This is a genomic window from Streptomyces sp. NPDC045846 (assembly GCF_056431605.1).
The window spans coordinates 313,390-330,703 of the sequence record NZ_JBWKKJ010000006.1 but is presented as its reverse complement, the minus strand read 5'-3'; the positions used below and the strand labels follow the sequence as shown (position 1 = coordinate 330,703).

The 17,314-nt window shown below is 73.5% G+C and carries 16 protein-coding genes; 9 read left to right on the top strand and 7 right to left on the bottom strand.

Annotated elements, in window-relative coordinates; all coding sequences use genetic code 11:
- Nucleotides 1-85: 85 nt before the first annotated feature.
- A complete protein-coding gene (locus AC07F3_RS19395) occupies nucleotides 86-2,488 on the top strand; it encodes a right-handed parallel beta-helix repeat-containing protein (RefSeq protein WP_479115615.1) in 2,403 nt (800 codons plus the stop codon).
- On the opposite strand, the gene AC07F3_RS19390 is transcribed toward AC07F3_RS19395, so the two are convergent.
- The gene (locus AC07F3_RS19390) at nucleotides 2,458-4,794 is read right to left on the bottom strand and encodes a hypothetical protein (RefSeq protein ID WP_479115613.1); all 2,337 of its coding nucleotides are present in this window, start codon (nucleotides 4,792-4,794) and stop codon (nucleotides 2,458-2,460) included. The genes AC07F3_RS19395 and AC07F3_RS19390 overlap by 31 nt on opposite strands.
- A 190-nt stretch (nucleotides 4,795-4,984) precedes the next feature.
- Here AC07F3_RS19390 and AC07F3_RS19385 point away from each other — a divergent pair, with 190 nt between their 5' ends.
- Nucleotides 4,985-5,857, top strand: coding sequence for a DeoR/GlpR family DNA-binding transcription regulator (locus AC07F3_RS19385; RefSeq protein ID WP_479115611.1), 873 nt, complete (start codon nucleotides 4,985-4,987; stop codon nucleotides 5,855-5,857).
- Between the two features lie 82 nt (nucleotides 5,858-5,939).
- Nucleotides 5,940-6,422, top strand: a complete 483-nt coding sequence (locus tag AC07F3_RS19380) for an SRPBCC family protein (RefSeq protein ID WP_479115610.1) — start codon at nucleotides 5,940-5,942, stop codon at nucleotides 6,420-6,422.
- Between the two features lie 39 nt (nucleotides 6,423-6,461).
- On the opposite strand, the gene AC07F3_RS19375 is transcribed toward AC07F3_RS19380, so the two are convergent.
- The 3 genes from AC07F3_RS19375 to cds1 form a co-directional block, all read right to left on the bottom strand.
- A complete protein-coding gene (locus tag AC07F3_RS19375; RefSeq protein WP_479115608.1) occupies nucleotides 6,462-8,090 on the bottom strand; it encodes an FAD-dependent monooxygenase in 1,629 nt (542 codons plus the stop codon).
- A gap of 153 nt (nucleotides 8,091-8,243) precedes the next feature.
- Entirely contained in the window at nucleotides 8,244-9,149 is a 906-nt protein-coding gene (locus AC07F3_RS19370) for a universal stress protein (protein WP_479115606.1), read from the bottom strand.
- A gap of 61 nt (nucleotides 9,150-9,210) precedes the next feature.
- Nucleotides 9,211-10,311 carry an L-cysteine desulfhydrase Cds1 gene (cds1, locus tag AC07F3_RS19365; protein ID WP_479115604.1) on the bottom strand — a complete coding sequence of 367 codons (1,101 nt, stop codon included), beginning with the start codon at nucleotides 10,309-10,311 and terminating at the stop codon, nucleotides 9,211-9,213.
- A 219-nt stretch (nucleotides 10,312-10,530) separates the two neighbouring features.
- Here cds1 and AC07F3_RS19360 point away from each other — a divergent pair, with 219 nt between their 5' ends.
- Nucleotides 10,531-10,860, top strand: coding sequence for a hypothetical protein (locus tag AC07F3_RS19360; RefSeq protein ID WP_479115602.1), 330 nt, complete (start codon nucleotides 10,531-10,533; stop codon nucleotides 10,858-10,860).
- Nucleotides 10,861-11,011: 151 nt separating this feature from the next.
- A complete protein-coding gene (locus tag AC07F3_RS19355) occupies nucleotides 11,012-11,536 on the top strand; it encodes an ATP-binding protein (protein ID WP_479115600.1) in 525 nt (174 codons plus the stop codon).
- Between the two features lie 174 nt (nucleotides 11,537-11,710).
- Here the strand turns inward: AC07F3_RS19355 and AC07F3_RS19350 are convergent, their stop codons facing one another.
- Nucleotides 11,711-11,998 carry an SHOCT domain-containing protein gene (locus AC07F3_RS19350; RefSeq protein ID WP_479115598.1) on the bottom strand — a complete coding sequence of 96 codons (288 nt, stop codon included), beginning with the start codon at nucleotides 11,996-11,998 and terminating at the stop codon, nucleotides 11,711-11,713.
- A 166-nt stretch (nucleotides 11,999-12,164) separates the two neighbouring features.
- Here AC07F3_RS19350 and AC07F3_RS19345 point away from each other — a divergent pair, with 166 nt between their 5' ends.
- The 3 genes from AC07F3_RS19345 to AC07F3_RS19335 are packed head-to-tail and all read left to right on the top strand — an operon-like array spanning nucleotide 12,165 to nucleotide 14,218.
- Nucleotides 12,165-12,734, top strand: a complete 570-nt coding sequence (locus tag AC07F3_RS19345; RefSeq protein WP_479115596.1) for a TetR/AcrR family transcriptional regulator — start codon at nucleotides 12,165-12,167, stop codon at nucleotides 12,732-12,734.
- 36 nt (nucleotides 12,735-12,770) lie between these two features.
- The gene (locus tag AC07F3_RS19340; protein ID WP_479115594.1) at nucleotides 12,771-13,340 is read left to right on the top strand and encodes a DUF4865 family protein; all 570 of its coding nucleotides are present in this window, start codon (nucleotides 12,771-12,773) and stop codon (nucleotides 13,338-13,340) included.
- Nucleotides 13,334-14,218 (top strand): phosphotriesterase family protein, encoded by an 885-nt coding sequence (locus AC07F3_RS19335; RefSeq protein ID WP_479115592.1) that lies wholly within the window; start codon nucleotides 13,334-13,336, stop codon nucleotides 14,216-14,218. The genes AC07F3_RS19340 and AC07F3_RS19335 overlap by 7 nt, the downstream gene beginning before the upstream one ends.
- On the opposite strand, the gene AC07F3_RS19330 is transcribed toward AC07F3_RS19335, so the two are convergent.
- Nucleotides 14,206-15,426: an ROK family protein gene (locus AC07F3_RS19330; RefSeq protein ID WP_479115590.1), complete on the bottom strand. Its 1,221-nt coding sequence runs from the start codon at nucleotides 15,424-15,426 to the stop codon at nucleotides 14,206-14,208. The genes AC07F3_RS19335 and AC07F3_RS19330 overlap by 13 nt on opposite strands.
- A 179-nt stretch (nucleotides 15,427-15,605) precedes the next feature.
- Between AC07F3_RS19330 and AC07F3_RS19325 the strand changes: the two genes are divergently transcribed.
- Nucleotides 15,606-16,820: an MFS transporter gene (locus AC07F3_RS19325; RefSeq protein ID WP_479115588.1), complete on the top strand. Its 1,215-nt coding sequence runs from the start codon at nucleotides 15,606-15,608 to the stop codon at nucleotides 16,818-16,820.
- 53 nt (nucleotides 16,821-16,873) lie between these two features.
- Here AC07F3_RS19325 and AC07F3_RS19320 read toward each other — a convergent pair whose 3' ends face one another.
- A complete protein-coding gene (locus AC07F3_RS19320; protein WP_479115586.1) occupies nucleotides 16,874-17,278 on the bottom strand; it encodes a MarR family winged helix-turn-helix transcriptional regulator in 405 nt (134 codons plus the stop codon).
- Nucleotides 17,279-17,314: the final 36 nt, after the last annotated feature.

Sequence of the window (17,314 nt, the reverse complement as noted above, 5' to 3'; positions counted from 1 at the left end):
TACGGTGGACCATCAGTCGCACATACGAGGTCACGGTCGAGGTGTGTGCGAGGACGCACGCACGAGGTGGGGGCACGGCAGCACGATGGCTCAGGGCACGGTCCAGGTGACGCACACGGGCACGTCGAGGTGGCGCCGCCGCACGGGTGAGTACGCCTCCTTGGCCGCGGCCCTGGAGGCCGCGGGCGACGGCGACGTCCTGACCGTCGCCCCGGGCACCTACCGGGAGAACCTGGTGCTGCGGCGCTCCGTGACGTTGCGCGGCCCCGAGGGCGCGGTCGGCTCGGTCCGCATCGCGCCCGTCGACGGCGTGGCGCTGACCGTGCGCGCCTCGGCGACCGTGCGGGACCTGTATCTGGAGGGCCAGGACGCGGCGGCGCCCGCGCTGCTCGTGGAGGACGGCGCGCCCGAGCTCGCCGATCTGCGGGTGGTGACGCGCTCGGCGGTCGGCATCGAGGTGCGGGGCGGCGCGCGGCCCACGGTGCGGCGCTGCACCGTGGACAATCCCGGCGGCGTCGGCATCGGTGTCTTCGACGGCGCGGGCGGTGTGTTCGAGGAGTGCGAGGTCGTGGCGGCCGGGCAGTCCGGCGTGTCCGTGCACAGCGGCGGCCACCCCCGGCTCGAACGGTGTCGGGTGCACCATTCCAGCGGGGCCGGGCTGGCCGTCAGCGGCGAGGGCAGCGGCCTCGAGGCGCTCGGCTGCGAGGTGTACGAGGTCAAGGGCGCCGGGGTGCAGATCGCCTCGCGGGCCGCGGCCCACCTCACCGACTGCACGGTGCACCGCACCTCGGCCGACGGCATCACCCTCGACACGGACGCGGTGCTCACGCTCGCGGACTGCGACATCCACGACATCCCCGAGAACGCGGTGGACCTGCGCTCGCGTTCGGTGCTCACGCTGACGCGCACCAAGGTCCGCCGCTTCGGGCGCAACGGCCTGTCGGTGTGGGACCCGGGCACCCGGGTGGACGCCAACCAGTGCGAGATCCACGACAGCACGGGCGACTACCCGGCGGTGTGGGTCAGCGACGGCGCGACGGCGGTCCTGGAGGGCTGCCGCGTCCATGACGTACCGGACGCGCTCTTCGTGCTCGACCGGGGCTCACGCGCCGACGTGGTGGACAGCGACCTCACCCAGGTCCGCAACACGGCGGTGTCGGTGAGCGACGGCGCTACCGCCCAGCTCGACGACTGCCGTATCCGGGAGGCCTCCACGGGGGCCTGGTTCCGCGACCACGGCAGCGGCGGCACCCTCGCGGGCTGCACCATCGACGGCGCGCAGACCGGTGTCATCGTGACCAAGGGCGCCGACCCGCGCATCGAGCGCGTCACGGTCACCTCGCCCGCGGAGGCCGGGTTCTACGTCTCCGCCGAGGGCCGGGGCACCTTCCACGGCTGCCGGGTGACCGGCAGCGGCGGCTTCGGCTTCCACGTCATCGACGGCTGCCGTACGACGCTGACGCGCTGCCGCACCGAGCGCTGCGCGCGCCGGGGCTACGAGTTCTCCGAGGACGGCGCGGTCGTGGAGGACTGCACCAGCGACGAGAGCGGTGCCAAGGACGGCGCCGCCGAGCCGCCCGCCGTGCAGAGCGCGACGCAGACGATGGGGCTGCTCTCCGGCGTCCCCGGCCCGCGCCCCGTCGAGCCTCCGTCGGCCGCGCCCGTGACCGAGCCCGCGCGCAGTTCGGGGGCGGTGCTCGGCGAGTTGGACACCCTGGTGGGCCTGGAGAGCGTCAAGCGCGAGGTGCGGGCGCTCACCGACATGATCGAGGTCGGCCGCAAGCGGCAGCAGGCCGGTCTCAAGGCGGCCTCGGTCCGCCGGCACCTGGTCTTCACCGGCTCCCCCGGCACCGGCAAGACCACGGTGGCGCGGCTGTACGGGGAGATCCTCGCCTCCCTCGGGGTCCTGGAGCGCGGCCATCTGGTGGAGGTGTCCCGCGTCGACCTGGTCGGCGAGCACATCGGGTCCACCGCGATCCGCACCCAGGAGGCCTTCGAGCGGGCGCGCGGCGGCGTGCTCTTCATCGACGAGGCGTACGCCCTGTCGCCGGAGGACTCGGGCCGTGACTTCGGGCGCGAGGCGATCGACACGCTGGTGAAGCTGATGGAGGACCACCGTGAGGCGGTGGTGGTCATCGTCGCCGGGTACACCGCGGAGATGGAGCGGTTCCTGAGCGTCAACCCCGGTGTGGCGTCCCGCTTCTCACGGACCATCAGGTTCTCGGACTACTCCCCCGAGGAGCTGCTGCGCATCGTGGAGCAGCAGGCGGACGAGCACGAGTACCGGCTCGGCTCCGGGACCGCGGAGTGCCTCCTGAAGTACTTCACGGTGCTGCCCAGGGGCGCCGCGTTCGGCAACGGGCGCACCGCGCGCCAGACGTTCGAGTCGATGGTGGAGCGGCACGCGGGCCGGGTCGCCCAGCTCGCCGACGCCAGCACCGACGACCTGACCCTGCTCTACCCGGACGACCTGCCCGAACTGCCCTGATCCGCCCTCTGGTTCGGTACGCCCGACGCCAACTCGGCCAGCAGCAGGGCCCGTTCGCGGCCGAAGGCGGGGTCGGCCTGGTAGTCGGAGTGTCCGAGGATGGGCGCGGGCAGCGGGTGTTCACGGGTCCGGCCGTAGGCGAGCGGGTCGAGCAGCGGGCCCTTGTCCACGGCGCCGCCGGTCAGGACGGGTCCGCCGATCGGATCGGTGGCGCGCCACAGGTTCCGCCAGCAGTGCACCTCCTGGTGCAGGGCCTGGAGCGGCGCGGGGCCGAAGTAGGCGGGGAACCAGCGGCCGTACAGCCGCTCGACGGGGCAGCCGTAGGTGAGCAGGGCCACCCGGCGCCGGGTGGCCGCGGGCAGCTGCCAGACGGCGGCGGCCGCCAGGACGCTGCCCTGCGAGTGGCCCGAGATCACGAGGCGGCCGCCGGTGCGGTCGGTCCAGGTGTTCATGCGCCAGGCGAGGTCGGGCACGGCCCGCTCGGCGTAGCAGGGCGGCGCGAAGGGGTGGGCGGCGCGCGGCCAGAAGGTGCCGACGTCCCACAGGATGCCGACGGTGCGGCGGGCCGCCGCGTCCTTGTAGGCGCGCCGCCCCCAGGTGACGAAGAGGAGGAAGCCGAAGCCGGTGCACCAGGACCCGAGGGACTGGGCGGCGTCGGCGGCGAAGGCGACGGGCGTGGCCGCGCCGTCGGCCGCCTGGTCCGGCACCTGGCTGGTCCACCAGGCGCCGGCCAGGGCCGCGGCGCCCAGCAGCAGGGACGCGCCGGAGACGATGCCGAGGAAGACCGGGGCGTGGTCGGTGAGTCCGGCCACGGCACGGGCGCGCGCGATCTGTCGGGTGCGCACGGTGTCGGGCCGCTCGGTGGGGTAGTCGGCCATGACGCGGGGCTCCTCGGCGCGGGCGGTGCGCCAGGTGCGTACGGCGAAGAACGCCACGACGGGCACCAGCAGCGCGAGCAGGGCCGGGATCACCGAGGCCTGCCAAGTGAGCAGCGGCGGCGGCCCGTTGAAGACCGAGCGGCGCGTGCCCTCGGGTGCGCCGTGGTCGATCCAGTCGGCCACGCGCTGGGCTACGCCGCCGGTCATCACGCCCCCGAGCGCGCAGGCGAGCATCGCGACGACGGGGCCGCCGAGCCCGTGCAGCGCGGTGCGCCCTCCCGGTGCCCGGCGGCACAGATGTCCGGCCACCGCGGCGAGGGCGACCACCAGCACCCCCTGGGCCAGGGCCAGGAAGCCGAACGCGCGGTCACCGGGCAGCGTCCCGGCCGAGACCCAGTCGGAGCGGTCCCAGGCCGCGTACACCAGGGCGGACGCGAGCAGGACGAGCGAGGAGAGGGGCAGCCAGGCGGTGACGGCCCGGTCGAGCTGCTCGTCCAGATGGGACTCGGTCCGCCCGCGACGGCACACCACCCACACCACAACCAGCCCCGCGATGGCCAGGGCCGACTCCAGGAGCAGGCCGAGCGTCTCGAAGAGGGCGCTGGTGGCCGCGCGGTCGTAGCGGGCGGCGGCGGCCGTCACCCCGGCGGCGGTGGTCAGGAACCCGGCGGCGGTGTGGGCGGCGCGCAGCCGGGCCACCAGACGCCTGCCGTACCAGAATCCGGGCCTGCTGAACGCGGGTTTGGCCGCCTCCGCCGGAGGGGCGGCGGGCTCGGCGTTCAGGGGCTGCTGCGACTCGTAGGCGCTCCAGGTGCGGTTGGAGAGGTACCAGAGCAGCAGGGTCAGGCCCGCGGGGGCGAGGGCCGCGAGGGCGAGGCGGCGGCCCGGCTGCGCCCACCAGCCGTGGTGGGCGACCGAGGTGAAGCCGAGCCAGTACCACGAGCGCGAGCAGGCGGCCGAGCCCGCGCACTGCCAGGCGGTGAGGTCGAGCGCGACCTCGCAGGCGGCGGCCACCAGCAGCACGGTGAGGCTGAGCGCGACGAGCCGCACCAGCACCCCGTACAGCCGGATCGCCCAGGCGGGCTCCCCGGCGGGCGGGCGCATCCAGTGGGCGAGGTTGATCACCATGAACGGCAGCAGGAGCAGCCACAGGGCGCGGGCGCTGTTGCCGGAGGTCAGGTTGCACCAGACGTACGCCTCGGGCACCGGGCGGTCGCGGTAGCGCTCGGGGTGCGCCTCGGCGTCGGCGTCCTCGGCGCGCCGGTAGATGGCGGCGGTGTCGTCGCCGGTGACGCAGACGGTCCGCGGGTCGTCGAGCATCTTCTGCGGGGTGGTGCCCCCAACGCCGTGGACCAGCAGCTCGAGTGCGGGACCGCCGCTCTCGACGGCTGGGGCACCGGCCTGGGCGGCGGGTGTGGCACGGGACACTTCTGCGACTCGCTCTCGTGATGGCAGGATCGGCGGCGCGGGTGACACGGAACATCAGGATCTCGGATCCGGGTCCCCTGGTGCAGTGCTCTCACCGAATCTCCCCGTGACAGGATGGGGTGTCCGTAGCCCGGGGGTGCAGGTGTGCCCGGCGAGTGTGTTCGACGATGTGGAAGGGGCCGGCCCGGCAGTGAGCGACCACCAGAATCTGCTCGCGGAGCAGCGTCGCGCGCTGATCCTCGATGAGGTCAGACGGCGGGGCGGGGTCCGGGTCAACGAACTCACCCGGAAACTCAACGTGTCGGACATGACGGTCCGCCGGGATCTGGACGCGCTGGCGCGCCAGGGCGTGATCGAGAAGGTGCACGGCGGCGCCGTGCCCGTCGCGGACGCCACGGCGCACGAGCCCGGCTTCCAGGCGAAGTCGACGCTGGAGCTCAGCGCGAAGCAGGACATCGCGCGGGAGGCGGCCCGGATGGCCGTGCCCGGCAGTGCCATCGCGCTGGCCGGTGGGACGACGGCGTACGCGCTGGCCCAGCAGTTGGTGGACGTTCCGGAACTGACGGTGGTGACCAACTCGGTGCAGGTCGCCGACGTGTTCCATGCCGCCAAGGGTTCCCCCGCGGGCTCCGGGCCGCGTCCGGGGGCGGCGACCGTGGTGCTGACGGGCGGGGTGCGCACGCTCTCCGACACGTTGGTGGGGCCGGTGGCCGACGCGGCGATCCGCTCGCTCCATTTCGATGTGCTGTTCATCGGGGTGCACGGCATCTCGGTGGAGGCGGGGCTCTCCACGCCCAACCTCGCGGAGGCGGAGACCAATCGGCGGTTCGTGCAGTCGGCGCGGCGCGTCGTGGTGATCGCGGACCACACCAAGTGGGGGACGGTGGGCCTCAGTTCGTTCGCCGCGCTCGACCAGGTCGACTCGCTGGTGACGGACGCGGGCCTCTCGGAGCGCGCCCGCGAGGAGATGACCGAGCATCTGAGGGACCTCGTGGTGGCCGGGGAGATTCCCGACAACGGATCCGACAACGGGCCCGACGGCGGCGGACCCGCAGACATCTGACGGGCCGACAGTTATGGTGTGCGGGCTCCCGCGCCCGACGGGCACGGGCCCCCGCACACCCGACCGCCAGGAGGACCGCGTCATGGCTCGCCGACTCAGGCCCGTGGAACTGGACTTCGCCGGGTCGGCGCCGACGCGCCTGGTGTTCACCACCCGTCTCTCGGCGGGGCCTGCGGCCGTCTACCGCGCGCTCGCCGACGAGGTGACCGACATGCCCGCCTGGTTCTCCTCCGTCGCCGCGGCCCGCCCGCTGGACGGCGGGGCCGGGCGCGAGGTGAGGCTGCGAGGCGGGGTGTTCTTCCGCGAGACGATCATGGCCACGGACCCGGGCGAGCGGTACGCCTACCGCGTGGACGAGACCAACGCCCCTGGAGTGAGGGCCCTGTTGGAGGACTGGCGGCTCGCTCCGGACGGCTCGGGGACGAGGGTGCGCTGGACGATGGCGACCGAGGGACCGGCCCTGTTCCGCCTGGTGGCGCGCGTGGCCGGGCCGGGCATGGGCCAGTCCTTCAGGAGTGCGATGCGCAACCTCGACCGCCGCCTCGCGACCGCCCCGACACCCTGAGCCGCACCGGACCGCCGCCTCGGGGGCGCCACACGCGCCTCAACTCACCTTCGTGCGCAGGCCCATGACGGACCGCCAGGTCTCGTCGAGGGTCTCCGGTGTGAGTCCTTCGTCGGAGCGGGCGGCGACGAAGCCGTCCGGGCGCACGAGCAGCGCGCCCTGCGGCGGCAGGCCGACGACGGTGGTCCAGACTCCCTCGGCGTCCCGCGGAACGGAGACCTCGCGCTCCAAGGCGTCTTCACCGGTCACGATGTGATGAACCGTCAGCGGAAGGGCCTTGGCCGCGTCCGACCAGGCGGCGTCCGCCCGGGCGTCCCCGCAGGTGAGCAGGGTGAAGCCCGGTCCGCACAGATCCAGGGTGGACAGGCGGCCGCCGTCGCGGTCGAGCCAGAGGTGCGGGGTACGGGTGCCGGTCTGGCCCGCCAGCACCTCGACCGAGTCCCCGGCGGGAGCGCCGTGCACGGCGGCGGAGGCGTACCGGTAGCGGGTCATGATCTCGCCGGTGCCCCGCTGGCGGTCGAGGGCGGCGCCGTTGTCCGGCGTACGGATGGCGTAGCGGGCCCGGAAGTCAGTGCGCAGCCAGGCCTGTTCAGCCACCAGCAAGCCGCGCGGGCGGCGCTCGTGCTCATAGGTGTCGAGCAGGGCGTCCGGCGCCTCGCCCCGCAGGACGGCGGCCAGCTTCCACGCCAGGTTGTGCACGTCGGCGATGCCGGTGTTGGCGCCGAAGCCGCCCCAGGGGGCGTGCCGGTGGGCCGCGTCCCCGGCCAGCAGGACCCGGCCGCCGCGGTAGGCGTCGGCGACCGCGGTGCCGGTGTCCCAGGCGCCGCGGGCGAGCAGTTCGATGCGCGGCCGCGGATCGTCCGCGCCGATCGCGGTGCGCAGCAGCGAGACGCACCGCTCGTCGGGGTAGTCGTCCGGGCTCTCGCGCTCGGGGTCGTAGGCGAGGTGGAAGGACCATTCGTCGGTGTTGTTCTTGGCCAGGAACAGGCCGGACACCTCGGGCCCGGTGATCTCGCACTGACTGAAGGTGCGGTCGCGCACCAGCTCGGTGAGGTCGGCGCGGAAGTACAGGTTGAGGTAGTGGTGGGTGGCGGGGCGGGTGGTGCTGGTGATGCCCAGGGCGGTGCGGACCGGGCTTCCGGCGCCGTCGGCCGCCAACAGGTAGTCGGCGTACAGGGTGTCGGTGCGGCCCGTGGACCGGTCCGTGAGGGTGGCCGTGACCCGGTCGTCGTCCTGGGTGAACGCGGTCAGTTCGGTCGCGAACCGGATGTCGCCGCCGCGCTGTTCGGCGATTTCCCGCAGGACCGGTTCAAGGAGCACCTGGGGGCAGAAGCAGAAGGCCGAGGGGCTCGCGTCCGCGCCGACCATGGCGCCCGTGGCGAGGACGTGGCGGAGGTCGAGCGCCTCGGAATCGGCGATGCTCCGGCCGGTGCGCGCGCCGCCGAACCGGCCCATCTTCAGGGCGGACGCGCTCGCGGCCTGCACGGCGTCCTCGACGCCGATCTGGCGGAAGATCTCCACGGCACGGGTGTGCATGCCGCGCGAGCGGGGCAGCACGGTCGGCTCGGCGTCGCGCTCCACGAGCACGTAGTCGACCCCGTGGTACTCCAGGCACAGGGCGGCGGTCAGCCCGACCAGTCCCCCGCCGACGATCAGTACAGATGGCATGACAGCTCCCCGTGTTCCCCGTGCCGCTCAGTGGATCTTTCCTACCGTAGAGGGCCAAGCTACCGGCGGGAGCGCGGCGCGGGGTCGGCCGGGGTGCCCAACGCGGCCTCGTGGGGCGGAAGTTGAGCCGCTGACACGGAGCTTCGGGGCGGGTCAGTCGTCGTCGCGGGCCGGGACCACCGCGACCGGGCACTCCGCGTGGTGCAGCACCGCGTGCGCCACGGAGCCCATCAGCAGGGAGCCGGGCTTCAGGCGACGGCGGTGCCGGCCGACCACGATCAGCGCGGCCGACGCGGAGGCGTCGACGAGGTGGCCGGCCGCGTCGGCGGGCGCGATCACGGCGTCCACCTCGACCTGGGGGAAGCGCTCCTTGAAGGGCTGGAGCCGGTCGGCCTGTTCGCGCCGCAGGTCCCGTTCGACGGGTTCGTACTGGTCGCGTTCGAGGGCCGCCGGCGGAAACTCGCCCGCGACCATCAGGGCGGTCGGCGGCGGGGCCGGGTAGGCCGACAGCACCTGGAGCGGCACGTTCCGGGCACCCGCCTCCACGAAGGCGAACGCGATCACGGCGTCCGCGGTCTCGCTCAGGTTGAGCCCGAGCACGACCCGGCCCGTCGCCCGCTCGGCCTCGCCCGTGCGGGCCAGCGGCGGCACGACCACGACGGGGCAGGGCGCCCGGGTGGCCACGGCCAGGCTGTTGGAGCCGAGCAGCAGGCTGGCGAAGCCGCCGCGCCCGCGCGAGCCCATCACCAGCATCCGGGCCTCGGCGCCCAAGGCGTGCAGGGCGTCGGCCACCTCGCCCTCCAGGGAGTCGAACCGCACCGAGGGCAGTTCGTCGCGGCCCGACAGCGCGGCGCGGATCCGGTCGGTGACCGGGTCGTTGAGCGCCGGGCCGGGGCCGAGTGCGGAGCGGCGGGCCGCCCAGAGCTGGGTGTGATCGGGCAGGACATGCGCGATGACCAGCTCCGCGGCCAGTCTGCGGGCGGTGGGAATGGCCCACTCCAGGGCCCGCAGACTGTGGTCGGATCCGTCTACGGCGACAACTACCGGGCGCGTGTCCATGTCGTCACCCTGGCACGCGGAGCGGGGTCCCGCACGGGCAGAAGGTCCCGTTCCGGCCGGCTCACCGGTCCGGCCAGACCCCGCTCGCCAGGAAGGTGTCGAGCGTCTCGGTGTACGGGGTGATGTCCAGGCCCTGTTCGGCGAGCCAGGCGTCCGAGTAGTACTTGTCGAGGTAGCGGTCGCCCGGGTCGCAGAGCAGGGTGACGACGCTGCCGGTGCGGCCCTCGGCGACCATCTCGGCGACGATCCGCAGCGCGCTCCACAGGCCGGTTCCGGTGGAGCCGCCCGCCTTGCGGCCGATGGCCTTCTCCAGGGCGCGTACGGCCGCCACGCTCGCCGCGTCCGGGACCTTCATCATGCGGTCGATGGCGCCGGGCACGAAGCTCGGCTCCATGCGGGGGCGGCCGATGCCCTCGATGCGCGAGCCGCAGTCGCTGGTGGCGAGCGGGTCGCCCTGCGTCCAGCCGTCGAAGAAACAGGAGTTCTCCGGGTCGGGGACACAGACCATGGTGTCGTGCTGCATGTAGTGGACGTAGCGCGCGATGGTGGCCGAGGTGCCGCCGGTGCCGGCCGTGGCGACGATCCACGCGGGCTCGGGGTAGCGCTCCAACTTCAGCTGCTGGTAGATCGATTCGGCGATGTTGTTGTTGCCGCGCCAGTCGGTGGCCCGCTCCGCGTAGGTGAACTGGTCCATGTAGTGGCCGCCGGTCTCGGCGGCGAGCGCGGCGGACTCCTCGTACATCTTCATCGAGTCGTCGACGAAGTGGCACTGGCCGCCGTGGAATTCGATCAGGCGGCACTTCTCGGCGCTGGTGGTGCGGGGCATGACGGCGATGAACGGCACGCCGATCAGCTTGGCGAAGTACGCCTCGGAGACGGCGGTCGAGCCGCTGGACGCCTCGATCACCGGCTTGCCCGGCCGGATCCAGCCATTGCACAGGCCGTACAGGAACAGCGAGCGCGCGAGGCGGTGCTTGAGGCTGCCGGTGGGGTGGGTCGACTCGTCCTTCAGATAGAGGTCGATGCCCCAGGCCTCGGGCAGGGGAAAGCGCAGGAGGTGGGTGTCGGCGGAGCGGTTGGCATCGGCCTGGACCTTGCGCACGGCCTCCTTGAGCCAGGCGCGGTACTCCGGATCGCTGCGGTCCACATCGATGGTTTCCATGCCACTCCTCGTCGTGTTCTGGGTGCCGCCCCCACATCCGACAATACCCCTCTCACCTGCACAAACGTTCCCTTTGAGGATCCATAGGAGTGGCTTGTGGGGCGCCTGGTGGCACCTGGGCGCGGCTGGCCCGGACCCGATCCCCCGTGCGCCCTGGTGCGTAGGCTCGTCGTTGTGCAGACTGCCCACCAGGAACGATGTGAAGGGGGCCGGACGGTCATGGCGGAACCCGAGTTCAGTGCGAAGGGCGTACGGATCGAGCGGTGGACGCGTTCGCTGACGCGAGCCGGCCAGGTGCTGATCAAGGACGGCAGGCTGGCGCTGCTCACCAGCAACGGGCGGGAGATCGACAGCGCGCCCGTCGACGCGGTCAGCGCGGCGCGACCCCGGTTGCCGTGGCTCGCCAAGGAGGACCGCACGGTGGCGCGGCTGAACGGCACCCGCTACCGCCTGACGATGGGCGAGGAGCCGGACCGCTCGCGCGGCAGCGATCTGACCCAGCGATTCCTGCAGGCCATCCGTCAGACGACGCACGGCGCGCACGGCTGAAGCGCGTGAGCTTCCAGGGACGCGAGTTGCGGAGTACGCACCCCTGAGTCACGCTGATGTCACATCACCGAGGGTTGACCGGCGGTGACGCTCTGAGCAAGGCCGCCGGACCAGACAGCTACTTCCGGACCTCATTCGGGGAGTCGCAACCGTGATCAGCCAGCCAAGCAGGCAGTGCACGGTGGAGCTCCAAGCCCTGCCGTCGCGGATCGGACAGGTCCGCAGAATCGTATCGGCGCAGTTGCGCTACTGGCATCTGGATCCGTTGATAGACGAGGCGGCGCTCGGCGTCACCGAGTTGCTCACCAACGTCCACCGGCATGCCGAGCCCGACAAGATGTGCACCGTGGTCATCGAGCTGCTGCTCGACCGCCTCACCATCTCCGTCCACGACCACGATCCGACGCTGCCCGCCGTGCGGGACGCCGACGCCCTGGCCACCAACGGCCGCGGGCTCGCCCTGATCGCCGCGGTCAGCGAGAGCTGGGGCGTGCGTCCGCTGGGCGAGTCCGGCAAGACCGTGTGGTTCACGCTGGCCGTGCCCTCCCCCGCCGTGGCCCTGCCGCCGTACCCGCTGTACGGATCGAAGCCGACCACGCCGTTCACCTCAAGCCGGGCCTCGCACACGGTGCGTGGACGGGCGACGGCCGCCGCCCGCTCTCCCGTCGCGGGCTGACCGGGCGGGGCGGCACGGCAGCGCTCAGCCGTCAACCTGCCTTCGGCTAGCGGCACTTGGGACGTGAACGCGACGGCCACCCGACCGCCGGAGCCCCCCGCGCCGCCGCCGAGCAGACAGCCAGGGCCCTCACGTCACCGCCACCGGCGCCGTGGACGTCGACGGCGCCGGGGGTCACACCGCGCCGCCCTTGCCCGGAGGGGTCAGGGTGGTCCGCCCGAAGTGTTCCTCCAGGACGGAGATCCGGCGCCAGTACTCCTCCTCGTCGATCTCGCCGGCGGCGAACCGGCGGCCGAGCACGGCGATGGGCGAGCGGTCGTCCATCGGCGCCCGCCACGGCCCGCGGCGGCCCCGCGGGCCCCCGCGGCGCAGCACGGTGACGACGGCGAGGACCACGGCGGCCCAGATCAGCGGGAAGAAGAGGACCCAGGGACCGGGTCCCGCGTAGGCCAGGGTGTTCATTGTTGTCAGCTCCCTCGGTGGGGGGGTCGGTGATGCTTCGAGCCTCTCTCCGGCCAGGAGTGCGAGTCGTCGTACGGCCAGCGGCAGTCGCCGTACCCCGCGGGGAGTAGACCGGCGCTCGCCGCCTGCTCTGGATTCTGTACCTACTGGTATGTACAGTGATCGCATGAGCACTCCGGAGCGTCTGATCGAAGCCACCCGCGAGCTGTTGTGGGAGCGCGGTTACGTAGGCACCAGCCCCAAGGCGATCCAGCAGCAGGCGGGCGCCGGCCAGGGCAGCATGTACCACCACTTCGCGGGCAAGCCCGACTTGGCACTGGCCGCGATCCGGCGCACCGCCGAGGACCTGCGGGCCGCCTCCGCGGCCGCGTTCGGGGGCGACGGCACCGCGTACGAGCGGATCTCGGCGTATCTGCTGCGCGAGCGCGACGTGCTGCGCGGCTGTCCCATCGGGCGGCTGACGATGGACCCCGAGATCATCGCGAGCGCCGAGCTGCGCGCACCCGTCGACGAGACGCTCGACTGGCTGCGCGCCAGGCTCGCCGAGATCGTCCAGGAGGGCCTGGACCGGGGCGAGTTCGCCGCGCATCTGGTGCCGGGCGAGATCGCCGCCGCCGTGGTGTCGACCGTCCAGGGCGGCTACGTCCTGGCGCGCGCCTCCGGTTCGTCCGACGGCTTCGACGCGGCCGTGCGCGGACTGCTCTCGCTGCTCGCCCCGCCCCCCGCGTCCCGCTGACGCACCGCCCCACCCCCTTCGCCCGAGGAGTACGCGATGCACGCCCTGCAGTACGAGATCACGCTGCCCGCCGACTACGACATGGAGATCATCCGCAAACGCGTCGCCACCCGGGGCCATCTCCTGGACGACTTCCCCGGGCTCGGCCTGAAGGCCTATCTGATGCGCGAGCGCGCGGCCGGGGCACCGGTCAACTCCTATGCCACGTTCTATCTGTGGTCCACCGCCGAAGGCATGAACTCCTTTCTGTGGGGCCCCGGATTCCAGGGTCTCGTCGACGACTTCGGGCGCCCCCGGGTGCAGCTCTCGACGGGCCTGTCCTACCAGGAGGGACCCGCGTCCGGCGCCGTACCCACCGCGGCGACGCGGCTGCGCGTGCCGGTCCCGCACGATGTCGAACCGGCGCGGTTCGTGGCGGACGAGGCGGCCGGGGAGACGGCGCCCGGAGTGGTGGCGAGCGCCGTGGCCCTCGACCCGAGCCGCTGGGAACTCGTGCGGTTCACGCTGTGGGAGCAGCCCGATCCGCCCGCGCCGGGCGAACGCTTCCAGGTGCTGCACCTCTCGCAACCCGGGCGTGCGGGGCTGCGGTCGGGGCGGCAGTGGTGACCGCCGCGCACACGGTGCTCGGCCCGGTGCCGGCCGACCTGCTCGGGGTCGTCGACGCCCACGACCACCTCTTCATCCGCAGCCCGCTGCTGCCCGGTCAGGAGCTGGCCGACGTGAGCGACGCGGCGGAACGGCTCGCCGGGTTCGGCGCGCTCGGCGGCACCACCGTGGTCCAGTGGACGCCGTACGGCATGGGGCGCCGGATCGCCGAGCTGCCCGCCCTGTCGCGCACCGCGGGGGTGCACGTCATCGCGGCCACCGGCCTGCACCAAGCCGCCCACTACAGCACGGAGTTGCTCGACTCGGTACGCGGCCGGCTCGCCGAGCTGTTCGTCGGCGAGCTGACCCAGGGCATCGGCGACACCGGGGTCACGGCGGGCCTGATCAAGGTGGCGGGCGGATTCCACGGGCTCGACGAGCATGCCACGCTGACGATGGGAGCCGCCGCCGAGGCACATCACCGCACCGGGGCGCCGATCGCCGTGCACCTGGAGCTGGGCACGGGCGTGCTCGACGTACTCGACCTGCTCTGCGGGGAGTTGGAGGTACCGCCCGGCTCGGTGATCCTCGGCCACCTCAACCGCTCCCCCGACTTCACCGTGCACCGCCTGGCCGCCGAGGCCGGGGCCAACCTCGCCTTCGACGGACCCTCACGGGCCAACCACGCCACCGACTGGCGGATGCCGGACGCGCTGCGGGCCCTCGCGGACGCCGGGTTCGCCGACCGGCTGCTGCTCGGCGGGGACACGGTGACCCCGGACACCCCGGGCATGCCGTATCTGCTGCGCCGGGTGCGGCCCAGACTCGAAGTCGCCCTGGGCGAGGACCTGGTGGAGCAGATCCTGATCGACAACCCGGCGCGGGTCTACGCCTGGTGAGCCAGCGCGCCGAGCGGGTCGTCGAGCACCGGCTGCCAGGCCAACTCGGCCGCTCCGACCAGGCTGTTGTGGTCGAGGGAGCAGGCGAGGATCGGGACGCCGCCGCTGCGGCCCCACAGGCTGCGGTCGGCCACCACGGCCCGCAGCCGGTCCGGGTCCGCCTCCAGGAGCGCCTTGTGGAGGCCGCCGAGGACGATCCGGTCGGGGTTGAGGATGTTGACGAGTCCGGCGAGGCCGAGGCCGAGCCGGTCGATGAGCTCCTCGGCGGCGCGGCGCACGGCGGCGTCCGCGTACGCGTGGCGCAGCAGTCCCCGTGACTGTTCGAGGAGCGACACCTCGGGTCCGGGGACGCGGCCCGCGGCCGTGAGGAACGCCAGCGGGTCGGCCTCGACGTCGAGGCAGCCGCGGCTGCCGCAGTAGCAGGGGCGGCCGTCCGGGTTGACGGTGAGATGGCCGACCTCCAGGGCCAGGCCCGAACTCCCGGTGTGCAGACGGCCGTCGAGCACGAGCGCGCCGCCGACGCCGCGGTGGCCGGTGGCGACGCAGAGCAGGTGCTGGGCGCCGCGGCCCGCGCCGTGCCGGTGTTCGGCGAGCGCCGCAAGGTTGACGTCGTTGCCGGTGAAGGCGGGGCCGGTGATGCCGGCCGCGCGGACGCGCTCCGCGAAGATCTCGCGCACCGGGGCGCCCGCGGGCCACGCCAGGTGCAGGGGGTTGAGCGCGGTGCCCTCCGGTTCGGCGACGGCGGACGGCACGGCCAGGCCCGCGCCCACACACCTGCGGCCGCTGCCCTTGAGGAGGGCCGCGCCCGCGTCGACGACCTCGCCGAGCACCTGCGCGGGATCCGCCGAGACGGTCACGCAGCCGGGGTCCGTGGCGACGATCTCGCCGCCGAGGCCGACGAGCGCGGCGCGGAAGCCGTCCGCGTGCACCTGCGCGGCGAGCGCGACGGGCCCGTGGTCGTGGACGGCGAGCCGGTGCGAGGGGCGACCCTGGGAACCGGCCGCGGCAGGCCGGGAGTCGACCTGGATCAGGCCGAGCGCCTCGAGCTCGGCGGCGACCGCGCCCGCGGTGGCGCGGGTGACGCCCAGTTCGGCGGTGAGCACGGCGCGGGTCGGCGCGCGGCCGGTGTGTACCAGTTCGAGGGCGGGTCCGAGCGCGCCGCGGCCCCTGTCCAGCCTGGTCCTGGTGGTCGTCGCCTTGCCGTTCATGGGGGCGAGTCTCCCATGACCCCGGACGGAAGCGATCCTTCCGGAAGTTGGCCGGGCGACGGGTCCGGTCGCGGGTCCCGGCGGCCGCGGCGCGGGGCTCCGCCCGGGACACCGTGCGCGCGGCCTCAGCGCCGCGCGGGCCGGTTGATGAGTCGCCGCGCTGCCCCTATCCTGACTTTGTGCCGCTACTAAACAAAGTACGGACGGCCGCTCCGGGGGGTCCTGGCGAGAACAGCGCCGCACCCTCCCTGTTCCGCCTCCGCTCCGCCCTGACCGTGTTCTTCGCCCTCGACGGCTTCCTGTTCGCCGGCTGGGTCGTCCGCATTCCCGCGATCAAGCAGCAGACCGGGGCTTCCGCGGGCGAGCTGGGGCTTGCCCTGCTCGGCGTCTCCGCCGGGGCGGTCGTGACGATGGTGCTGACCGGGCGGCTGTGCCGCAGGTTCGGCAGCCATCCGGTGACCGTCGCCTGCGGCGCGCTGATGGCCCTCGCCCTCGCGCTTCCCCCGCGGACCCACTCGGCCCTCACCCTGGGCCTGGTGCTGCTGGTGTTCGGCGCCGCGTACGGCGGCATCAACGTGGCGATGAACAGCGCCGCCGTCGACCTGGTCGCGGCGCTGCGCCGCCCGGTGATGCCGAGTTTCCACGCGGCGTTCAGCCTCGGCGGGATGGTCGGCGCGGGCGTCGGCGCGCTGGTCGCGTCGGGCCTCTCCCCCACCGCGCACCTGCTGGCCCTCACCGGGGTCGGCCTGGTCGTGACCGTGCTCGCCGGGCGGGTGCTCCTGCGGCAACCGGCGACGGTGCACGCGAGCACGCCCCACGCCCAGGGACGTCGGCTCGACGGACGGGCCCGGCGCCTGGTGCTGCTCTTCGGCGTGATCGCGCTCTGCACCGCGTACGGCGAGGGCGCGATGGCGGACTGGGGCGCCCTGCACCTGGAACAGGACCTGGCCGCGGCGCCGGGTGTCGCCGCCGTCGGCTACTCCCTGTTCGCCCTGGCGATGACGGCCGGGCGGCTCTCGGGCACCGCGCTCCTCGAACGGCTCGGCCAAACCCGCACCCTGGTGACCGGCGGGCTCACCGCCTGCGCCGGAATGCTGCTGGGCTCCCTGGCCCCGACGATCTGGCTCGCTCTCGCGGGCTTCGCCGTGACGGGCCTCGGCCTCGCCAACATCTTCCCGGTAGCCGTGGCGCGGGCCGGCGCGCTCGCCGGGCCCGGCGGGGTGGCCGCGGCCTCCACGCTCGGCTACGGCGGCATGCTGCTCGGGCCGCCCGCGATCGGGCTGCTCGCCGAGTGGTCGTCGCTGCCGCTCGCCCTGACCACGGTCGCCGTCCTGGCCGCGGGCGCCGCGCTGATCGGCTGGACCGCGCGTCACGCGAGCGCACCCCAGGACTGAGACCTCATGACGATGAGCCAACTCGTCTGAGGGATGAGGGAGTTGACGACTTCTTAGCGGGGATCCCGGTGTATGAGCATCCGGGACAGCACCGCGCGCTGGAGCGGGAGCACCTCGGCATGGCGGGAGCGGCCCGACTCGGTGATCGCCACGCTCACCCCGCGCCGGTCCTCGCTGCACATCCCTCGCGTGACCAGGCCGTCCTTCTCCAGGCGCCCCACCAGGCGGGACAGCGCGCTCTGGCTGAGGTGGATGCGCGAGGCCAGCTCCTGCACGCGGAACGTGCGGCCCGGGTCGTTCCGGCAGCCCTCGGCCAGGACGTCGAGGACCTCGAAGTCGCTCGCGCCGAGCCCGTAGGGATGGAGCTCGCGGTCGAGTTCGCACGTGGTGCGCGCGTGCAGGGCGAGGAGCTCCCGCCATTCGTCCACGAGCAGGCGCTCGGTCTTCTCAGCTGCCATGGCGGCACGGTAGCAGAGCCCGACCGGTTTGTTGCA